This window comes from Microcoleus sp. D3_18a_C4 (genome assembly GCF_036702415.1).
GTDB lineage: Bacteria > Cyanobacteriota > Cyanobacteriia > Cyanobacteriales > Microcoleaceae > Microcoleus.
In genome coordinates this window covers 80,615-99,987 of the sequence record NZ_JAUBTI010000017.1, presented here as the reverse complement: position 1 = coordinate 99,987, position 19,373 = coordinate 80,615, and the positions used below count along the sequence as shown (strand labels likewise).

The 19,373-nt window shown below is 45.4% G+C and carries 10 protein-coding genes; 3 read left to right on the top strand and 7 right to left on the bottom strand.

What is annotated here, in order from left to right; genetic code table 11:
- Nucleotides 1-81: 81 nt before the first annotated feature.
- The 4 genes from QUB16_RS11240 to QUB16_RS11225 form a co-directional block, all read right to left on the bottom strand.
- Nucleotides 82-1,110, bottom strand: a complete 1,029-nt coding sequence (locus QUB16_RS11240) for a response regulator (protein WP_333316006.1) — start codon at nt 1,108-1,110, stop codon at nt 82-84.
- A complete protein-coding gene (locus QUB16_RS11235; protein ID WP_333316008.1) occupies nt 1,107-7,820 on the bottom strand; it encodes an AAA family ATPase in 6,714 nt (2,237 codons plus the stop codon). Before QUB16_RS11235 ends, QUB16_RS11240 begins: the two co-directional genes overlap by 4 nt.
- Nucleotides 7,821-8,022: 202 nt before the next feature.
- A complete protein-coding gene (locus QUB16_RS11230) occupies nt 8,023-8,460 on the bottom strand; it encodes a hypothetical protein (protein ID WP_333316005.1) in 438 nt (145 codons plus the stop codon).
- Nucleotides 8,461-8,496: 36 nt separating this feature from the next.
- A complete protein-coding gene (locus QUB16_RS11225; protein ID WP_333316004.1) occupies nt 8,497-9,120 on the bottom strand; it encodes a sulfotransferase in 624 nt (207 codons plus the stop codon).
- 365 nt (nt 9,121-9,485) lie between these two features.
- On the opposite strand from QUB16_RS11225, the gene QUB16_RS11220 reads away from it, so the two are divergent.
- The 3 genes from QUB16_RS11220 (at nt 9,486) to QUB16_RS11210 (ending at nt 10,458) form a co-directional block, all read left to right on the top strand.
- Nucleotides 9,486-9,896, top strand: a complete 411-nt coding sequence (locus QUB16_RS11220; RefSeq protein ID WP_333316003.1) for a Nif11-like leader peptide family natural product precursor — start codon at nt 9,486-9,488, stop codon at nt 9,894-9,896.
- Nucleotides 9,897-9,942: 46 nt separating this feature from the next.
- Complete coding sequence (locus tag QUB16_RS11215; protein ID WP_333316002.1) at nt 9,943-10,155, top strand: hypothetical protein; 213 nt, start codon at nt 9,943-9,945, stop codon at nt 10,153-10,155.
- 75 nt (nt 10,156-10,230) lie between these two features.
- Complete coding sequence (locus QUB16_RS11210; protein ID WP_333316001.1) at nt 10,231-10,458, top strand: hypothetical protein; 228 nt, start codon at nt 10,231-10,233, stop codon at nt 10,456-10,458.
- An 862-nt stretch (nt 10,459-11,320) separates the two neighbouring features.
- Here the strand turns inward: QUB16_RS11210 and QUB16_RS11205 are convergent.
- From QUB16_RS11205 to QUB16_RS11195, 3 genes are all read right to left on the bottom strand, one after another.
- Entirely contained in the window at nt 11,321-14,290 is a 2,970-nt protein-coding gene (locus QUB16_RS11205) for an NHLP bacteriocin export ABC transporter permease/ATPase subunit (protein WP_333316000.1), read from the bottom strand.
- A gap of 426 nt (nt 14,291-14,716) precedes the next feature.
- Complete coding sequence (locus tag QUB16_RS11200; protein ID WP_333315999.1) at nt 14,717-16,927, bottom strand: NHLP family bacteriocin export ABC transporter peptidase/permease/ATPase subunit; 2,211 nt, start codon at nt 16,925-16,927, stop codon at nt 14,717-14,719.
- Between the two features lie 224 nt (nt 16,928-17,151).
- Entirely contained in the window at nt 17,152-18,939 is a 1,788-nt protein-coding gene (locus tag QUB16_RS11195) for an NHLP bacteriocin system secretion protein (protein ID WP_333315998.1), read from the bottom strand.
- Nucleotides 18,940-19,373 lie beyond the last annotated feature (434 nt).

Sequence of the window (19,373 nt, the reverse complement as noted above, 5' to 3'; positions counted from 1 at the left end):
GTCCCGCCCGTCCTTTTTGGACGGGCGGGACGCCCATCCCACAAACTTGTGGAAGTTATTTAATTCTCATTCCTTAGTTTACTAGCGATTAACTGAAACTATAACTTCTGTTCCGTTTCCGGGGTGGCTGTTTACTGTTAGCTGCGCGTTAATGCGATCGGCGCGTTCTCTCATGCCCAATAAACCAAAGCCATTCCTAAAACAGATACTTTCTGTATCAAATCCCTCTCCGTTGTCTTTCACCCGCAAAATAAACTTGGATGTTTCGTAAACCAACTGAATTTTGATCGCTGTAGCTTGTGCATATTTGAAAATATTTGTTAATGCTTCCTGCCCGATCCGCAACAGGTTATTTTCTACCTCTAATGGTAGGGAATATGCCGTGCCAACCACTTCAAAAATAGTGTGCGTATCAGTATCTGATGACATTTGTTTGGCAATTTGGTTGAGAGCGCTATACAAGTCGCCATCTTCTAACAGTTGCGGGCGTAAAGATTCTACGGATCGCCGTGCTTCAGCAAGTCCAGAGCGAGCCAATTCGCAGACTGTTTTCATGTGTGCTTGTGCTTGTTCGGGATTCGCTGCTATTACCCGTTCGGCGGCTCCCAAATGTATGATGATGCCTGTAAAAGTTTGCGCTAAAGTGTCGTGAATTTCCCGGGCCATGCGGTTGCGCTCTTCTAAAATATTTTGGTCTATGAGTTGTTTAGACAGCCTTCTCAGACGCAATTGATTTTCCACGCGCACTAAAATTTCTTGTTGTTGAAAAGGTTTTGTAATGTAGTCTATTCCGCCCACAGAGAAGGCTTTTACCTTATCGAAAACTTCTTGCAAAGCGCTGATAAAAATTATTGGAATATCTTGAGTTTTCGGAGTAGCTTTGAGCTGAGCGCAGACTTCATAGCCATCCATGTGAGGCATCATAATATCGAGTAAAATTAAGTCGGGTAAGTTGGCATTGATAAAGTTTAGAGCTAATTTCCCACTGGGAGCTAGGTGAACTTTATACCCAGCGACAGATAGTATCCCGCTTAAAAGTTTTAAATTCTCAGGACAATCATCAATAACTAAAATACTTTCTTCGCGGGTAAAACTGAGGTTTTTGTTCATGTTTCATCCCTTAATGTGTGTATTAAATTTAGCAACTGTTCGTACTGAAAATTTTTAATGCAAGCGGCGCTCGCCCTAGCTAAGGGCTGATTGATTTCGCGAATTTGACTGATGACTGTTTGCATCTGTTCCAAATCGAGATTGCTAATAGCTTGCTGAAGATTGGCTACTAACTCAGGAGGCAATTCAGAAAAAGCGCTTTTTGTCAATACATTTACTTCATTTTCTGTGAAACTGGGGGCAGCATTTAGTTCTTCAAAAACGAATTGTACCCCGATATGTTTGTGCAGAATATCAAATATGTTTGCTTCTCTAAATGGTTTGCGAACAAAATCATCGCAGCCGGTAGAAAGGATAACGGCTTTCTCTTCCTCAAAACTACTTGCTGTTATGGCAACAATTGCTGTCTGGGGTAGGCACGGGGGCACTACCCCTACAAAATCCTCGTTTTCCGTAGGGGCAATCCCCCTGTGGTTGCCCTCTTTAATTTGTTTGGTTGCTTCATACCCATCCATCACCGGCATCCGCATATCCATAAAGATTAAGTGCGGTGAATATTGCTCCCACTTTTCTATTGCTTCTCTCCCATTTTGGGCTTCGTAGACTTCAAAACCGATCGCGGAAAGCAGTTTAACTAGCAGTTGGCGGTTGTCAAAAGCGTCGTCTGCAACGAGAATTCGATAGCGGGGTTGATTGGGTGCGATCGCAATAACTCGTCTGGTTGGCTGTTCCCGTTGGCGATCGGCACTTTCAACTGCATTAACTTTAATGTCAAATTTGAAAATAGTACCGCCTCCCGCACGAGAACAGACTGTCATTTCACCTCCCATTAACTGTACAAAAGAACGTGCGATCGTTAAACCTAATCCTGTTCCTTGTTGCGATTCTTCCCCGGTTTTGGTTTGAACAAAAGCTTCAAATATCTTGTCTAATTCACTAGCCTCAATCCCATCTCCTGTGTCTTCAATCTCAAAGCAGATTTGCTGAGCAAAATCGTGATTTTTAATTTTCACATGAATGCTGCCTTCCGAGGTGAATTTAATCGCGTTAGAAAGCAGGTTAATCAAAATTTGGCGCAATTTTATTTCATCAGTTCGCACATATTGTGGCACGTCGGGCATCCGCTCTACTAATAACTGCAATCCCTTATTTTGTGCCGGAAGTTTGAACATATTTTCGATGTCGTCCAGCAGGCGGTGGAGGTCAAAATTGGTCTCGTTGAGAGTCGTGCGTCCCGCTTCTATTTTGGACAAATCTAATACTTGGTTAATCAGTTCGAGCAAATGTTCTCCGCTGCGGGTGATAATACTCAGGTGTTCTTGCTGTTCCTGCAATAGGTTAGAACCGCGATTCATTAATTGGGAAAATCCGAGAATTGCATTGAGGGGAGTCCGCAATTCGTGACTCATATTTGCGAGGAATGTACTTTTTGCTCGGTTGGCTTCTTGTGCTGCGTCTTCGGCTCGTTGTCGTTCGATGATTTCTCGCTGGAGTTCGAGAGTGCGATCGCTCACTTGCTGTTCTAAAGTGCGGTTGTAGTCGGCTAAAACTTTTTCGGCTTGTTTGCGATCGGTGATGTCTTGAAATGTGGCGATCGCATAATTAATTTTACCCGTGTCATCGACAATTGGTGTGCTGGAGACTTCCAAGGAAACAATCCGATCGTGTCGGTGCAGTTCCATATCGTCTACTTTGACCGTTTCACCCCCCAAAGAACGCATAATTGGCATTTGTGCGGTGGGATATAACTCGTTAGTTCCTGCTAAATAAGCTTGACCGATTTCGGCAAATTGAGCGGCATTTAATTCGGGTATATAATTGATGCCGCTGAGTTGGGAAGCTGTGGGATTTGCGTAGGAAATTTGTCCTGCGCTGTCAATTACTGTTACTCCTATCGGCATCGCATTGATAAATTGAGTAAGCCGGTTTTCGCGTTCTTTTACTTCTGTGTAGAGTTTAGCGTTAGTAAGTGCGATCGCCGCTTGTCCCGATAGCAATTGCAAAACTTCCAGGCGATCGGGAGTAAAAGCTTGTGCGGTAAGGTTATTTTCGAGATAAACAATAGCAGCCAGTTGACCTTGATTCATCAAAGCAGCACACAAAATAGACTTGGGCTGACGTGCTTTGATGTAAGGGTCATTCGTAAAGTTACCTTCACGAGTGGCATCATTTAACACTAAATTTTCTTGGGTTCGAGCGACATAATTGATAATAGCTTCGGAAAGTTCCGGGCAATTTTCTACTGGTTCAGATTGCAACACTCTTATCCGTTCATCATTAATTGCACCTTCAGCTTCAATCAGCAATTTTCCCTGGGTTTCTACAATCAAATATCCTTTTTGAGCGCCGACATTTTCAATCAAATTTTTCATCAATCGCGAGAGTAATTTATCCTGTACAATTTCCCCCGCAATTGCCTCGGAAGCTTTCATGACTGTAGCGATATCTAAGGAAGAAGTAGAACGGCTGCCCGTAGTTGAGGTAGTGGTTGAAATGTTTTTATTTGTAGGTAGATCGAGCGTAAATAATTGCGGATATCGCGTTTCTAAATCTTTAACTTTAGCCACGGCACCCCAGAGTTGATAGCAGTAACGAGCTTCCTGCATATAAGCTTTGGCTGTTAATTCTTTACCCCTGGATAAATAGAACTTGGCAGCGAGTTCGTAAGCGAGGGCGACTTCGTGGATGTACTCGTTTTCTTTGGCAAGGGAAATTGCGCGATCGTAACAGTCGATCGCCCGTGCATCTTTACCAATAACCCGATATCTTTCTGCCTCAACTAAATTAAATTTGTGCGAGTGATTCATCGGGGCGTGATACGCCCATTTTTTCATTTTTTTCTGATTAGCCGTGACTTTTTTTAAACAGTGCTTTTTCTCGTTTTGAGAAGCATTAGAATAAAACGAAAGCTGAGCCAGCGACTCATAAAAATAGCAGTATGATACTTGAAGAGTTCCAGCAGCACTCTCTACATACTGCATTGTGGAAGCTGCATTTGATACAGCTTCAGCATATTGCCCAAATAAATAACAGAGAATCATTTTATAAAAATGCAGGGCAAAAATCGAAGTGCGATCGTTAGCTTCCGTTAACAGTGATAGCGCAGTCCGCTCATCATAGGCATCCCCAATTAAATAGCAGGGATTTTCCGACTTACCTAATAAATTAAAAACCGACTGCTGTAAAGGTTTAATCTGCCAAATAATCGGGTCATATTTTGATTGTTCTATTGCCTCGCCATAAGTAGCAATATCGCCTTCCAGCCCTGACAATTCAGCGCCGAAGAGGTACGAATAACCGCAGTAAGTTTGAGACGCACAAGCACGTTCTTCCACTTGTCCTGTTTCCAATCCGCTTTTGTAAGCCTCCAACAAAGATGGCAACGTTTCTTTAGCTGGCGCTTTCCAATGACGGATGAAGTCATTAAATGGAAGCAGGACTTTAGTTTTTAATTCTGGCTTGCCAAATTGATCCAACATCCTCAATGCTAGCTGACCAAATTTATAACCACCTTCAATATCTCCCACCACTCCGCACAAAATTAATCCATAAACTGCATAAGCATGGAGAGACTCAGGATAGTTGCCATACTTTACAGATAAAATCACCTGCTTAAACACAATTAAAGGCATGAGTTTAGGGGCCACGCCATAGGCGACAGTAGTCATAAATGACAAGATACGCAGTGCGGCTTGTTTAGAAGGATCGCTTCCTTGAGGTAGATTGGCTAAATCCTCAATGCGTTTCCCAGCTAGGGTTAACTTAACTTCCAGCAATCCGATTATGCTATCTAGATTGTTAGGCTTTGCGGGCAGTTTGACTCCCAACTGCCTCAGAATTTTTAGCCCCAGATTAATTGCCATATCTAGTTGATTTTGGGCAGCATGAGTACCCATTTTTACCTCGATCGTTTTGACGCGATCGAGCACTGTTTTAGCATTAGTTAGTACGAGGTTGCCTAAACTTTCCATCTGCTCAAAATCGCCCAATATGTAAGCTAGCTCTGCGGCTTCTTGATGCAGTTGCAAACTTAGCTGGTATTGCACCACCCAACTGTTTTCTGTCAGCAAATTTATCCCCGTTTGCAGATAGTTGAAAGCTGACTGATAAGCTGCCGATGCCTTTGCTTTTTTGCCCGCCCTCAGATTTAACTGAGCCAGTTCATCTCTTTCTGTTTGATGGAAAATTAGCTCGCAGCCGAAATTGAGTTGATTAACAATGTCAAAAATTTGTTCTTCTGTGGGACAGGCATCTTGCCTGTCATCGGCGAGGGTATTTTGCAGCAGCAGTTTTCCTATTTGATGGTGAACCGCTGGCTTATCTTCTTCGGAAATCAGGGAATAAGTGGCTTGCTGAATTCTGTCATGAACAAACTTGTATTCGATGGATTGGGTACTAGGTAATTTACCTGCAATTTCTAATTCCACATCTCCCATATTCCCCAGCAACACGACTAAATTTTCTGCTACGGCTGCGTACAAATCATCCGCAGTTTGTTCCACAGATTTTTTGCAAAGTGAGGCGAGGGTTTTCAGATCGAATTGATTGCCAATGCAGGCTGCTATCTTTAACGTTTCCTGCGTATTCTGTGACTGTTGTTGAATTTTGCCAGCCATCAATTCGACAACATTATCAGTGAAATTTCTCGCTTGAATTTCTTCTAAATTCCACTGCCAACTCCCCTGTCTCCCCTCTTGGTAACGCTGGGCTGCTTCATTCTCTTGTAGCGGCAATCCCCCCGTCGTTGCCCCGATATCTGAAACCCCTACCCCATCGTCTATGGGCTGGGCGGCCACGTGGGCACCGCCCCTACAAAACCCTGGTTTTCCGTAGGGGCAATCCCCCCGTGGTTGCCCCGAAACAGCCCTGGAGGTAAAGTCAAATTGTAAGAGTCCTTCTGTATAAAGCGATTTGAGAAATTCATTCATAAAGAAAGGATTTCCGCCCGTCTTGAGAAACACTAATTCGGCAAGGGAGTTGACTCTTGCTTCCGGGCAATTCAGGGCATCGGCAATCAGTTGAGTAACAGAGGATAAATCCAAAGGTGACAGGAAAATGCGATCGACTTTTGCCCCATTTTTGACAATCTCTTCAATTGTTAGCATTAACGGATGAGCAGCAGAAACTTCGTTATCCCGATAAGCCCCAATTAAAAACAGTCCCGCTGGCGAAGCATTCATCAGCAGTTGCATCAGCTTCAGGGATGCCCCGTCAGCCCACTGCAAATCATCGATAAATATTGTCAGTGGATGTTCGGGTTTGGTAAAAACTTTAATGAAGTTTTGAAACACAAAATTAAAGCGATTTTCCGCTTCTGCCGCACCCAATTCTGGCGGCGCAGGTTGCTTGCCGATAATTAATTCAATTTCAGGAATTACGTCAACAATCACTTGACCGTTAATTCCCAATACTTCTAATAGTTTTTCCCGCCATGTTTTGAGATTTGCTTCGCTTTCTGCTAACAGTTGTTTGGCTAAATCCTGAAAAGCATTGACAATGGCGCTGTAGGGAATATTGCGCTGATATTGGTCAAATTTACCGGAGATAAAATAACCGCGCTGTTGAGTAATCGGTTTGTATAATTCTTGCACCAAAGCTGATTTGCCGATACCAGAATATCCCGAAATTAGCATCATTGAGCTTGTGGCACAGGCATCTTGCCTGTGACTGCTTGTGGCACAGGCATCTTGCCTGTGACTGCTTGTGGCACAGGCATCTTCCCCATGTCCACTTGTGGCACAGGCATCTTGCCTGTGACTGCTGACTGTTTCAAAAGCTGTTAGTAAACTATCAATTTCTCGCTCTCTGCCATAAAGTTTTTGCGGAATTTGAAACCGCTCAGAAATATCTTTACTCCCTAGAGTAAAACCTGATATATTGTTAGGGCTGTGCAGTTGATTTAAACATTCTTCTAAATCGACTTTAATTCCGATCGCACTTTGATAGCGCTCCTCAGCATTTTTCCCCATCAACTTCATCACAATATCGGAAAGAATTTGCGGAATTTCGGGATTCACCTGAGATGGAGATAACGGCTGTTTAGCGAGATGACTGTGTACCAATTCCAGCACATCCTGAGTGTCAAAAGGCAGTTGGTATGTCAGCAGTTCGTAAAAGGTAGCGCCCAGGGAATAAAAATCCGTGCGGTAATCTAAACTTCGATTCATTCTGCCGGTTTGTTCCGGCGACATATAAGCAAGAGTTCCCTCTAAAAAGTTGGGATTTTTGATGGTGTAATTCTCGCGCGTCAACTGCGTGGAAATGCCAAAATCGATAATTTTGAGTTCGCCGCTAGCTGGATTGAAGACAATATTTGAAGGGTTAATGTCTTTGTGAATGATGTGGGCGCTGTGAATTTGTTGTAAACTTTCTGTAGTGGCGATCGCAATTCGCAAGAATTCTGCAATACTAAATTTTTGCTGCTGCATCCAAATTTTCAAGGATTCGCCGCCAAAATCCTCGACAAACATCACCAGCGTGTTTTGATATGGCTGCAAATCATAGGCTTTTATACAGCCGCTCAGGTTCAGAGATTGTGTAATTTTATACTCTGTGCGATAGCGGGCGAGTTCTTGGGGTGTGGGATAATTTTCTTTAAGGACTTTGAGCACGACGGGGAGACAGTCGGGTTGTCGGAATCCTCGGTAAACCAGGGAGTTTGCGCTTTCGTAGATAAGCTCTGTGACTTCAACGCCAGGAAAAGTGAGCATATTCAGCCTGCGGTCAACTTTGCCGTCGAACATAGCATAAATTTGCTCCTCACACCAGATGTGCGTGAGCCATCAGTCGATTTTAGATTTTAGATTGCGACTTACGCACGGGCTGTCAGAAACCGGGTTTTTTACCAAAATCCTTCATCGCAGCCCGCAGATTCAGCAAAAAACCCGGTTTCTTTGGCTTAATGCGTAGTTCCTAATAACCGCAATGGACGAGATACGGTTGGAGTTTCCGGCAGATTTCATCATAGCTATTTTCCACTTCTGGCAATAACTTCACGGGACGAGGAGCGATCGATCTTTCATAGTCTACAGTAGTTTTTGTTTCTAGTTGTAGAAACTCCAATACCTTCAGGATAGTTGACTCTGGGGATTGACATAAATCCTCATACTTAATAGATATATAATCGGTTGTTGGCAGCGCTCGAATATTTTCCCAAAAATAAGTCGTAGCTAGCATAGATGTTTGAGTCACTTGACGTATCCCCAAGCCAAATAAACTCGAATACTTAATCCGAAAAAGCAAACGCCGCAGGGGGTTGTCAAATATCTTGCGATACCGCTTAGAAATTAGCTGCGTGTAGGGACTTTTAACAGAAAGCATCAAGCGCGCCGCTTTTAACTTAGAATTCATCACATGGATTGGATGGGGAGCATCTCAGTTTTGCATTTACAGTGCGAGCGTCCCCGCTCGCGTATTGTACAATACGCGAGCGGGGACGCTCGCACTACAATAAAAAAAATGCTTTTTACAAAACTGAGATGCTCCCATTGGATGTCGGTGAATAAACACAAACTTAGCTTTAGGTAAAACACTCTTGATATACATAAAGTGGGGAAAACACCAGGGATTTTTGAGCAAGAGAGATTTGTCTGAATTGGAAGCAAATTGAATTTTATGACAGAGTTGCACAAACAAAAGCAGGTTTTCAGGGTTCAAGTAAGAGTCATAGCCAGCATTTCTGAGAATAAATCCATACTCTTCTGGTAAATCGGGAGTAGGCTTGACTTTATCGAACAGGCGATCGCTGATTTCCAAGGATTCAAACAAATTTTCCAACTCTTGACGAGTTTGCTCTTGGCTTCCATTTATATGGTTATCCAAGATTTCATCATATTTGATGATGTGAGCAGCCTTGAGGTAGTTAAAGCACTCAGTTGCAGCCAATATTTGATATAGTACCGTCGTTCCCGAACGATGATCTCCCATAATAAAAATTGGAGTAAAATCGACTTTCTCTAGCAAGTGAAGGTAGGGTTCATCTGGGATATTGTTGATTTGTCTGGCTGGCATATTTTAAGCTTCCGTATGAGGTTAAAGTTTTTTTGTTGTAGTGGGATGAGTAGTTGGTGTTGGGCGTTGGGGCGATCGCTTGGAGAAACTCAGGAATGGGACGCAGGCTTTAGTTATTGCAAGAGAGTGTTACCAGTATATAGTTGTATGCGATCTGCGATACCTAGCCAAAAGTTCAGGTAATCTTCTCAACTAAAGGTGAGTTAAAGCTAAGTTGTTTTTATAGGTTCAAAACTCTACTTTGAGCTAGCTACTTTAGGCAGGAAATTTTCTAAACTAAATTTACGCAAAGGCCAGCCATAGCCTAGCCGGAAAAAATCAATTAAGGAGTAACTTCCTTAACAATTAAATCAGGAGCAAATCTCATGTCTTTTGAATTTGAAAGCGTCAATCATTTTTTTCAAGAAGTATCACAAGATCCAGAACTCCAGCTACAGTTCCAATCCGTAACGGATCGGGAAAGCTTAGTGGATAAAGCGGTAGCCCTGGGCAAAGAAAAAAGCTACAATTTCTCCTCAACAGAGGTTTCTGAGTGGCTGGAGTCGATGACGCCCCAGCATCAGAGTCAGTCAGATACTTCAGGCGAGTTGTCTGACAGTGAATTGGAGGCTGTTGCTGGCGCTGGACCTGTTGGAGGTGCTATAGGAGCCGCGGGAGGTGCTATAGCTGGATTTTTCAGCGCTCTTGTCACAGGAAAATTCGATGAGATCGGTGAGAAAATGCTAGAAGGAGCTGTTGCTGGGGGTGTCGCCGGTCTCCTTACTCCTGGAGCATAGGTAATCTTTTGTTGAATCCAACACCGAAATCAAAAGGAGCAATCAGATGGACAGCACTAATCAGTTTTCCCGAGAACTTGAGCAAGATTCGGCCGTACAACAGCAACAGTCGCCAGCCAATTCTGTTGCTGAAGAATTGAACGATACGGAATTAGATGCGATCGCAGGCGGTTTGGGTTTTATGTTTCAAGATTGGCATAATATCCCCCGCTTCTCTCCGAGAACTTATGACGCATTTGCGGGTAAAAAAGTGGGATAGCAGGCAACTTTGCTAGGAGTTGGTTCAATCGCTTTTGGAAACAAATTTCACTAATTGTGCAAGGAGAAAACCTCAATGGAAAGCAACAATAAATTTTCCCAAGAAGTACCGTCCGAATCCCAACAAGAAAATTCAACTAATCAAGAATTGGACGAATTGGAATTAGATGCGATCGCGGGTGGCTGTTCCGATGCTGCGGAGCAAGCTCGGGCTGCTGGTATCCCTGTTCTCACAATCAACCAACCGCCTCCAAAACTGCGCTTGACAATCCCTACGAAGATGTTGGAACTTTTGGGTTCATAACACAAGTTAAAAACGTTACACCCGCAGTCCGGCAGTCCGGCAGGGGTTTAAACCCCTGCCTCATAGCATAAGTCCTCTCAAAGAGGACTAATAAGTTATATCAGATCCGGTCGATTCGAGGGCGATCTAAAAAGGTTTGTAGTGCGGACAACAGTACGCAGCATTTTGCGGACTGTTGTCCGCACGAGCGATCGAATCTTATTGCGGTCGAGCGACCGAATCTAATATTATTCAGTCCTCTTTGAGAGGACTTTCGCTATGAGACAGGGAATTAATTCCCTGTCGGACTGTGGCATAAATCTTAAGTTAAAAGGACGAAAAGTCAAGCCTCAGTTCCTACAAAATACCTGTAATTTATTATGGATGCAATACAGCCAGTATACCTCATGCAGCAAGCCCCCGATATGAGTAACACTACAATATTTAGCGTTGGCTTAGTTATCGCCTGCTTGCTATTGCTAATTTTGTTGTGGTTGCCCGATTTGGTAACAAAAGAATAAGCCTAATTTGGCTCGATTCATAGTGATGGCTGTAGGGGCGGGTTCACCGAAATCTCTCGGACCGATCGAACAATCCCATAAACCCGCCCTCCCCCGCCTTGATTTACATCAACATTTTCCCAATAAATTAGCGGTACATTGGTATTGTTGGTGGGGTGGGGGCGGGTTTACGAGATTGTCGATTTTTGCCAGATATTGTTGGTGAACCCGCCCCTACGGGTTGGATTTACATCAACATTTTACCCCGTAAATTAGCGGTACATTTGTATTGTTGGTGGGTAGGGCGGGTTTACGAAATTGTATATTTTTGCCAGAGATTGTTGGTGAACCCGCCCCTACGGGTTTGTGAAATCGCGTTTACATTACTCTAATTGCCGCGCCACTAATCTAGCAAATAATCCTCCCTGTTTTACCAATTCCTCAAACGAACCGAATTCCACCAAACGGCCGGCTTCAATTACATAAATGCGATCGGCATTGCGAATCGTACTCAGGCGGTGGGCGATGACAACTCGCGTCACATTCAACTTATCCAAACTCTCAGTAACGATCGCCTGCGTGCGGTTGTCCAAAGCACTCGTAGCTTCATCCATCAGGATAACCTTTGGTTTGACAACCATCGCGCGCGCAATTAACAATCTCTGCCGCTGTCCTCCCGAAAGATTCGTGCCGCCCTCGCTGACAACCGTGTGCATTCCCATCGGCATTTGTTCGATATCGATCGCCAAACCGGCCATTTGCGCCGCTTCCCAAGCTTCCTCCTGCGTTACCATCGCCCCGCAGGTAATATTGTCAAACATCGAACCAGCATTAATTCTGCCGTTTTGCAGCACTACTCCTAACTGCCGCCGCACAGCTTGAACGTCGAGGCCTGCTAAATCTTGATTGTCGTAATAAACAGTGCCGCTTTGTGCTATTTCAAATCCCAATAACAGCCGAAATAATGTTGATTTGCCGCTACCAGACGGCCCGACGATCGCGATAAATTCCCCCGGTTGAATATTGATGCTGACATCATCTAAAATTGGGGGGCCGTCATCGCGGTAGCGGAAAGTTGCGCGATCGACAGTAATTTGACCTTTCAAGCGGCCGGGATCGGCTTTTGTCGGGTCAGATTCCGGGATTCCCTGGACGATCGGTTTGGCGCGCTCCCACAGCGGTACAATTCCTAAAATATCAGTTAGGGTATTGCTCAAATCTGTGACGCCAGAAAGAAAGGTGCCGAAGGCGGAATTAAAAGCGAGAAATGTGCCCATATTCAGTCCGTCACCTCCTGTTTGAGAGGTTTGCATAAATTGAATTGCAAACCAAAACATCAGAATAGAACTGACTAACGGCAGCGCTTCGTTAAATACAGAAACGCTGTCGTCAATTCGTTTAATTCCCGTTCTTAGTTTAATTTGTTGGCTGTATTTTTTCGCCCAAGCTGCAAAAGCTCGCCCTTCGGCGGCCGCTACCCGCAGCTTTGAGACTCCGTTAATTAGTTCTACTGTCAGCCCGTTAATGTCGCCCTCTCCTGTTTCCATCTGCCGCTCTTTTGGGATTAAGAGCAAGCTGGATGTGACTGTTACTATAACCGCGATAAGAGTTAAACCAATTCCGACTAAAGTCAGCGGCAGGCTGTAAATAAACATCAGCCCCAAATTCAGCAGGGAAAATATCGCGCTCAAAAGTGTCCGCTGCGTCGCGCCGCTGAGTTGGGCGCGAATTTGATTAACTGCTAATAAGCGAGTTAGCAAGTCCCCAGATGAATAGCTGCGAAAAAATGCCGGTTTTAATCTCAGCAATCGATCCCAAACTGCCGGCTGGAGAGTGCCGCTGGCAGCATTTTCGATCCGCAGCGTCAGAATTGTTTGGGCCATGCTAAATACAGCCCGTCCGATCGCGGCAACTAACAATACCAGCCCTAACTGCCACAGTAACAAACGATCGCTGTCAGGAATAGCATCATTGACCAAAATCGAGGTAGCTTGCGGCGTCACCATCCCCAGCAGCGTTCCCAATATCCCCAGCCCGAAAGCAGCGATCGTGTCTTTTTCGTAGCCCTTCGTCCCGAAGCGAAACAGTTCCGCAGCGTTGCGAACTAATAGCGGCAGCGGCCGGTAAAACATGAGAGTTTCTGACGACAACTCTTGGGCGATTGCTTTAGTTACCCGTTTGCGAGTGCGATCGATCGGATCGAACAAAGTATAACGAGATCCCTTACCGGGCAACAAAGCTACAGGTCGATCGTCGGACTTTGTATAAGCCAATAGCGGGCCGCAGTTCTGCCGCCACCAATCTCCAACCAGCAACACGCGGCGGGTGCGAAATTGGGACGATCGCGCGATCGCCTCGATCGGATCTTTAACTCGACTCAAATCTTCGGAACCCGCCGGGGGATTGACGGTTATACTTTGTGCCTTACCTACAGCCCCAGCAGCGATTAACAGCGGTGTTCCTTCCTCAGACAAGGCAGTTTTCCGGGGATGCAAAACCTCGGTTAAATCTCCCAAAGCTGTCTGAGTTACTTGGCGGTTTAGCTGTTCGCGTTCCTGAAAGCGCCGAAATTCCTCTGCTTTTTGCTGGGAAACCAGCAAGTTCAAGCAGCAGCAAAAATACTCGTGCAGCAAAGCTAAACTCGCGGGCAGCCAGTCGGCATTTTCCACCTCTGCTGTTGAGAAAATTTGCACCTCAACTTCCCCGGATGCCACCAGCAAAATATTCCCAGCCAGGGGAAACGCTGGGGAAGCGGAATTTAACTGCAATTCCCCGACACTCGCATCGCCCGACGAGACGCGCACCCAGACAACTGTTCCCGGAGGCGATCGCAGAATTTGACCTTTTTGCAGCGATATCTGCTGCGAGGATTCTGCTAAAACTACAGTTTCTAGGGAAACTATTTCCTCCGCCACGCGCGGCGGGTCTATCCCGTAGGGAATCGCACGTTCTCCCAAATGCTGTATCCACCCTTCCACAAGCGATCGCGTTTTGCCGTCACCAGCAGCAACTAAAGCGGCACAATCTGCGATCGCGATCGGTTCCAGTTCCGTTTCGGCGATCGCGATCGCCAGAAGTCCCCAGCCAGCTTTTAAATTTTCTCCCCCCCTTGTAGGGGCGGTGCCCCCGTGCCCGCCCTGGTTGGGGGGGGTAGCAGCGCCGAACAAAGCCTCGCCGGCACCGACGCCGAACAGATAATGGCGGTTTCCCGCAGGCTTCTCACTTTGTATCGGGGCTGCAAAGACTGCGATCGCGCCCGATCGAACAATCCATACCTGATGCGGGTCATTCAGCAGCAGCGGTTCATTTCCTTTAATTCGGTGCAGTTTCTTAACAGGATTTAGATCGAGCATAGCTAGTAATTGGCGATTAGTAATATCAAGTCGGGCAGGGGTTTAAAGCCTTGCCTCAAAGAAGAAAGTTCGATGGAATCGATCGGGCTAATCCACAGATCCGCCGGGGATTAAAATCCCCGTCTCATAGCTAAAGTCGGTTAAAACCGACTCAATAGCTAATAACAATTTAATGGGTCGTTGCACATATTTTGCTCCCCCTAAATCCCCCTTAATAAGGAGGACGAAATATCGGATAATTGTCCCCCCCTTATTAAGGGGGGTTAGGGGGGATCGTATTCTATACAGCCTCATAAAAAATTGGTATAAGACTGAATAGCCAAATCAAACCATCATTCATTTCAGTCCTCTTCAGAGGACTTTAGCTATTAGACAGGGAATTCATTCCCTGGCGGACTGTCGGGTTGGCTACTGTATTTCTGCTATTTATTCTTCATTCCCAACCAAAAGAGCATAAGATCCTCCCAGCTTTTGCAACTCCTCATGAGTGCCTCTTTGAACTACTTTCCCCCCTGCTAGCATAATAATTTCATCGCAATCTCGAATCGTACTCAAACGGTGAGCAACCACAATACAAGAAGTACCGCGACGCCTCAAATTGCGATCGATAATTAACTCTGTTTCAGCATCCAGAGCACTTGTTGCTTCATCCAGCACCAACACCGCTGGATTCCTCACTAATGCCCTGGCAATTTCCAAGCGCTGCCGCTGTCCGCCGCTCATATTTGTCCCCCCTTCATTGAGTTGAGCATCGTATCCTCCCGGCATATTCAAAATAAGTTCGTGAATTGCCGCATCAATGCACGCTTGCACTAAATCTGCTTCCGGTACTGTCGGGTCCCAAAGCGTGAGATTTTCGCGAACAGTGCCGGCAAATAGAAATATCTCTTGTTCGACCATTGCCAGCGAATTTGCTAGGATAGAACGCGGAATCAAATTGCGGGGAACCCCGTCAAATAAAATTTCGCCATTCATTGGTTCGTAAAGGCCGGTCACAAGTTTGGCAATAGTAGATTTGCCAGAACCGCTGCCCCCCACTAACGCTACCCGCTGACCGGGTTTTACGGTTAAGTTCAAGTTTTCAATTAGCGGCGCTTCCAAGCGGCTGTAGCCAAAACTGACACCGCGCAATTCAATCGAGCCCTGCAAATGAAAAGAATCTGGTGCAAGGGCGGCGCGGCTGTTTCCACTATTAGAAGAATCGCGGTCTGCTTCTGGATCGATCGGGTTTTGCAGAACGTCATCAAGTCGGCTTAAATCGGCTTCTAATTCTTGCAGAGTGCTGCCAAAATTGACCAGATTGTTGACGGGTCGGAGGAATTGTTGAGTGAGACTTTGATAGGCAATTAACATCCCGATACTCAAACCCCCGTTCATCACCCGCAAGCCCCCGACAACTAAGATAGCAGTTGCAGCTAATGCCGTTAAAAATGCTGGTAATATTGACAATATTTGAGTGGGCAAAGCCAATTCTTGCTGGGCGTTGCTCATTTTGGCATAGTACCCGGCAAACTTAGAAAACAAATCGAATTCTAAACCGCTAGCTTTGACAGTTTCAATAGATTGAATGCCTGCGATCGCAGCACCGCCAACCTTACCTGTTTCCTGAGCTAATCTGGTGTTAGCATCGACGCGGCTGCGGGATAAAGATTGCAGTGCCAAAAAGTTTAAGGCTGCAAAAACAGCGGCAACACTGGTCAATACCCAGTCGTACATAACCATAATTATTGCATAGAAAACCATCATCACGGCGTCGATCGCAGTTGCAGCAAGTTTCCCCGATAAAATTTCAGCAACCTTGTCATTAACTTGGCAGCGGCTGCTAATTTCACCGGCAAACCGCTGCGCGTAAAATCCCACAGGCAAGCGCAAAGTATGCCAGAGAAACTGTCCCGACATCGAAATCGAAAGTTTGTTAGCCAGCCGCCGCAAATAGAAAAGCCGCATCCGCGCTAGCAGCCCTTGAATAGCAGCGGCAAACAACATTCCCAATATTAAAGGTCGCAGCCAATCGTGACGGTTTTCGACGAGAATTTCATCTACAAAAATTTGGGTAAATGCCGCGCCAGCCAAACGGGGAACAGTCAGTAATAAACCAGCAATTAAACAAAATGCGATCGCCCAACGGGAACTTTGCAATCGGGAATCTAAAGCACTGGCAATACTGGGTTTTTTCCCGCCCTTTTTAAACTCAGGCCCAGGCTCAAAAGTCAAAACAACGCCAGTATAAGCAGACTTAAATTCTTCTAGGGAAACAGTCCTCGGCCCCGATGCGGGATCGTTGAGGTAAACGCGCTTTTTCTTAATCCCCTCAACCACCAAAAAGTGATTGAAATTCCAAAAAACAATAAAAGGCGGCGGTACAATTTTCAACTCTTCGACAGTTTTTTTAAACCCTTTAGCATCTAAGCCGTAAATTCGGGCTGCTTTGAGGATATTAGAAGCTTTACTGCCATCGCGAGAAACGCCGCACTCGCTCCGCAATTGAGCTAAAGGTACCGGGTGTTGCCAGTAACTCAAAATAATTCCTAAAGCAGCAGCACCGCATTCTACTGCTTCCATTTGTAGCAGTGTGGGAGTACGAACTCGCCTTAAGTTGCGCGGCGTAAAAAAGTTGTTAATATCGGGTATTTTCATCGGCTATAAGGCTGAAACCCATAATAAATTTTGCTGGTATTCGAGTCTAGATCCCCCTAAATCCCCCTTAAGAAGGGGGACTTTGACTGCTCTTGTCCCCCCCTTCTTAAGGGGGGTTAGGGGGGATCTAGACTTCGATATAAACAAGAGAAACGGTCGGTGTAACGTATTTCTTGTCAGCAATTATCTATCCCTGGGGAAGAAAAAAAACTGACTAATAACGGTTAGTAAACGCCAGTCAAAGAACGAAAAATAGGAATCACGTAAGAAATCGGCGCTAACTGCCCGATTTGAACCCGAACTAGCGCCGTAGTACCGGGGGAAATCTTGAGAGGAGGCCCGTTCGAGGAAGACCATTTGTAACCGCTGAAAGTGTTCGGATCTTCCTGCAATTCCACAAAAATTTGCACGGGAGCACCGCCACCAGCTATGTTTTTTGCGATGCTGTCAGCCAAATTTTCATTGCCGATAATTGACGACATATCTTGATTAGTAACCGGAAAAGGAGAAACTTGGGTTACTTTGCCGACAATGCCGCCGTAGCGTTCCCGCTTGACGACGCTAGGGGTAACTTGTACGGTCATTCCCGGTTTAATTTGCTTGCCGTCTCTGTCAGCAAAATAAACAAGACTGACCATTTTTTCGCGAGAATTTTTAGATTCAACTGTCCCGATCCTTGTACCGATGTTCAGCATTTGACCTGCAACGGCGCTAACTTCTAAAACGCGGCCGTCGTATTGGCTGGTAATTTTGCTGTCGGCCGTCAACTGATTCTGCAAGTGGGCAATCTTGCGTTTAACTTCCTGAATTTGATTTGTTTGGGCGATCGATTTTTCTAAGTCTTGTTGAGCTAGTTTGACCGCTTGGGTTTCCATGTCTTTAATCTTAGTTTTGATTTCGTCAATTTTATTCAGGTTTTGCAGGTACTCCCGTTCGGTGTTACTTTTCTGAACTTTAAGTTCTTGGAGGTTGTTTTTAATTTCGTTAAGGCGGTTGAGATTTTGCAGGTACTCCCGTTCGGTATTGGTAGCTTCTACCTTGAGTTGCTGCCGGCTGTTTTTGAGGTCGTCAATTTTATTGAGATTTTGCAGGAATTCGCGATCGCTATTGGTTTTCTGAACGTCGAGTTCCTTTAACTGCGTTTCAATATCCGCCAGTTGCATCTGAGAGTCCGCGAATTCCTGTCTCGCTTGCAGCATTACATCCTCGCTGATCGCCCTCTCTTGTTCGTAAAGAACGCGGCGAGTTTCAAACCGCTGCTGTAAAGTTTCCACCAAAGAAGTGATGTGCTGCTTTCGCTGCAAAAGACTGTCCTGTTTTTTGGCGATCGCGGCCAGAGTTTGCTGCCGCAATATCGGTGCCACTTGTTCCCGGCGCAAACTTTCTTCCAAACTTTGGCGTTTTTCTGCTAATGCTGCCAGAGTTTGCTGCCGCAGTACCGGCGCAATTTGTTCGCGGCGCAAACTTTCTTCCAAACTTTGGCGTTTTTGCTCTAATGCCGCCATACTTTGCTGGTGCAATATCGGTGCAACTGACTCCCTATTCAAGCTTTGTTGAAGGTCTTTTTGCTGCTGTTCTAGGGTTTTTAATTCCAGGGCAATTTGCTGTTTTTGCAGCTTATTAGTATCTTGTTTTTGCCCTTGCAGTTGGGCTAATTTCGCTTTTTCTTGCTCTAACTGCTGCTTGAGGTCGAGTTTATCAATTCTACCGATTTCCTGACCCCGTTTAACAACATCTCCCGGCTTGATATTTAGCTTTACCAATTGACCGGAACTAGCAGCTTGAAATTGCACGACTCTGCGGGGCAGAAGCAACACGCCTTGACCGGAAACAGTCAGCGGAATTCGCCCGATCGCACTCCAAACCCCCGCAGCAGCAACTAAACAGCCAATTGCAGTTAGTGGCAGCCACGATCGAGGACTAACCACCTGCATCATTTCGTCGAGGCGTTCCGGTGAAGATAAGCGATCGATCGCTTCGGTAGTGAAAAGTTTGTTTTGTTTTACCTGCATCAGCTAGTCCTTTCGAGAGTGCGATCGCGGCTGTAAGCAGGGGTGTATTTGAAAGGGAAATTCCTTGCAAGTCAATTGAGGCACAAACAATTTCCCAACAAACGTTCAAAGCTTCCCTACAATTACTTGAATGTTCTCACTCCTGTTTGCAGCTTGCCTGTAAAATCACTTTACGACAATTAACCCTCGTAAGACCTAACTAACAGTAGAGTTTTCAGCTAACAAAAAGACCAGCTTACAGCCAGTCTTCAGACGGGGGAATGACCTGAACTTTCGGCTAGGTATCGCCCGCAGCCAGTGCCTACACATTGGTCACCAGTTAAGCTAAAAACACTTTTGTCAAAGAGTAGAATTACTCTAAGATATCGAAGTAGCAACTTAAAATGTGCTGCTAAGGATTGCTATAAGCTGTTGCACATTTAAACTGTGAACTA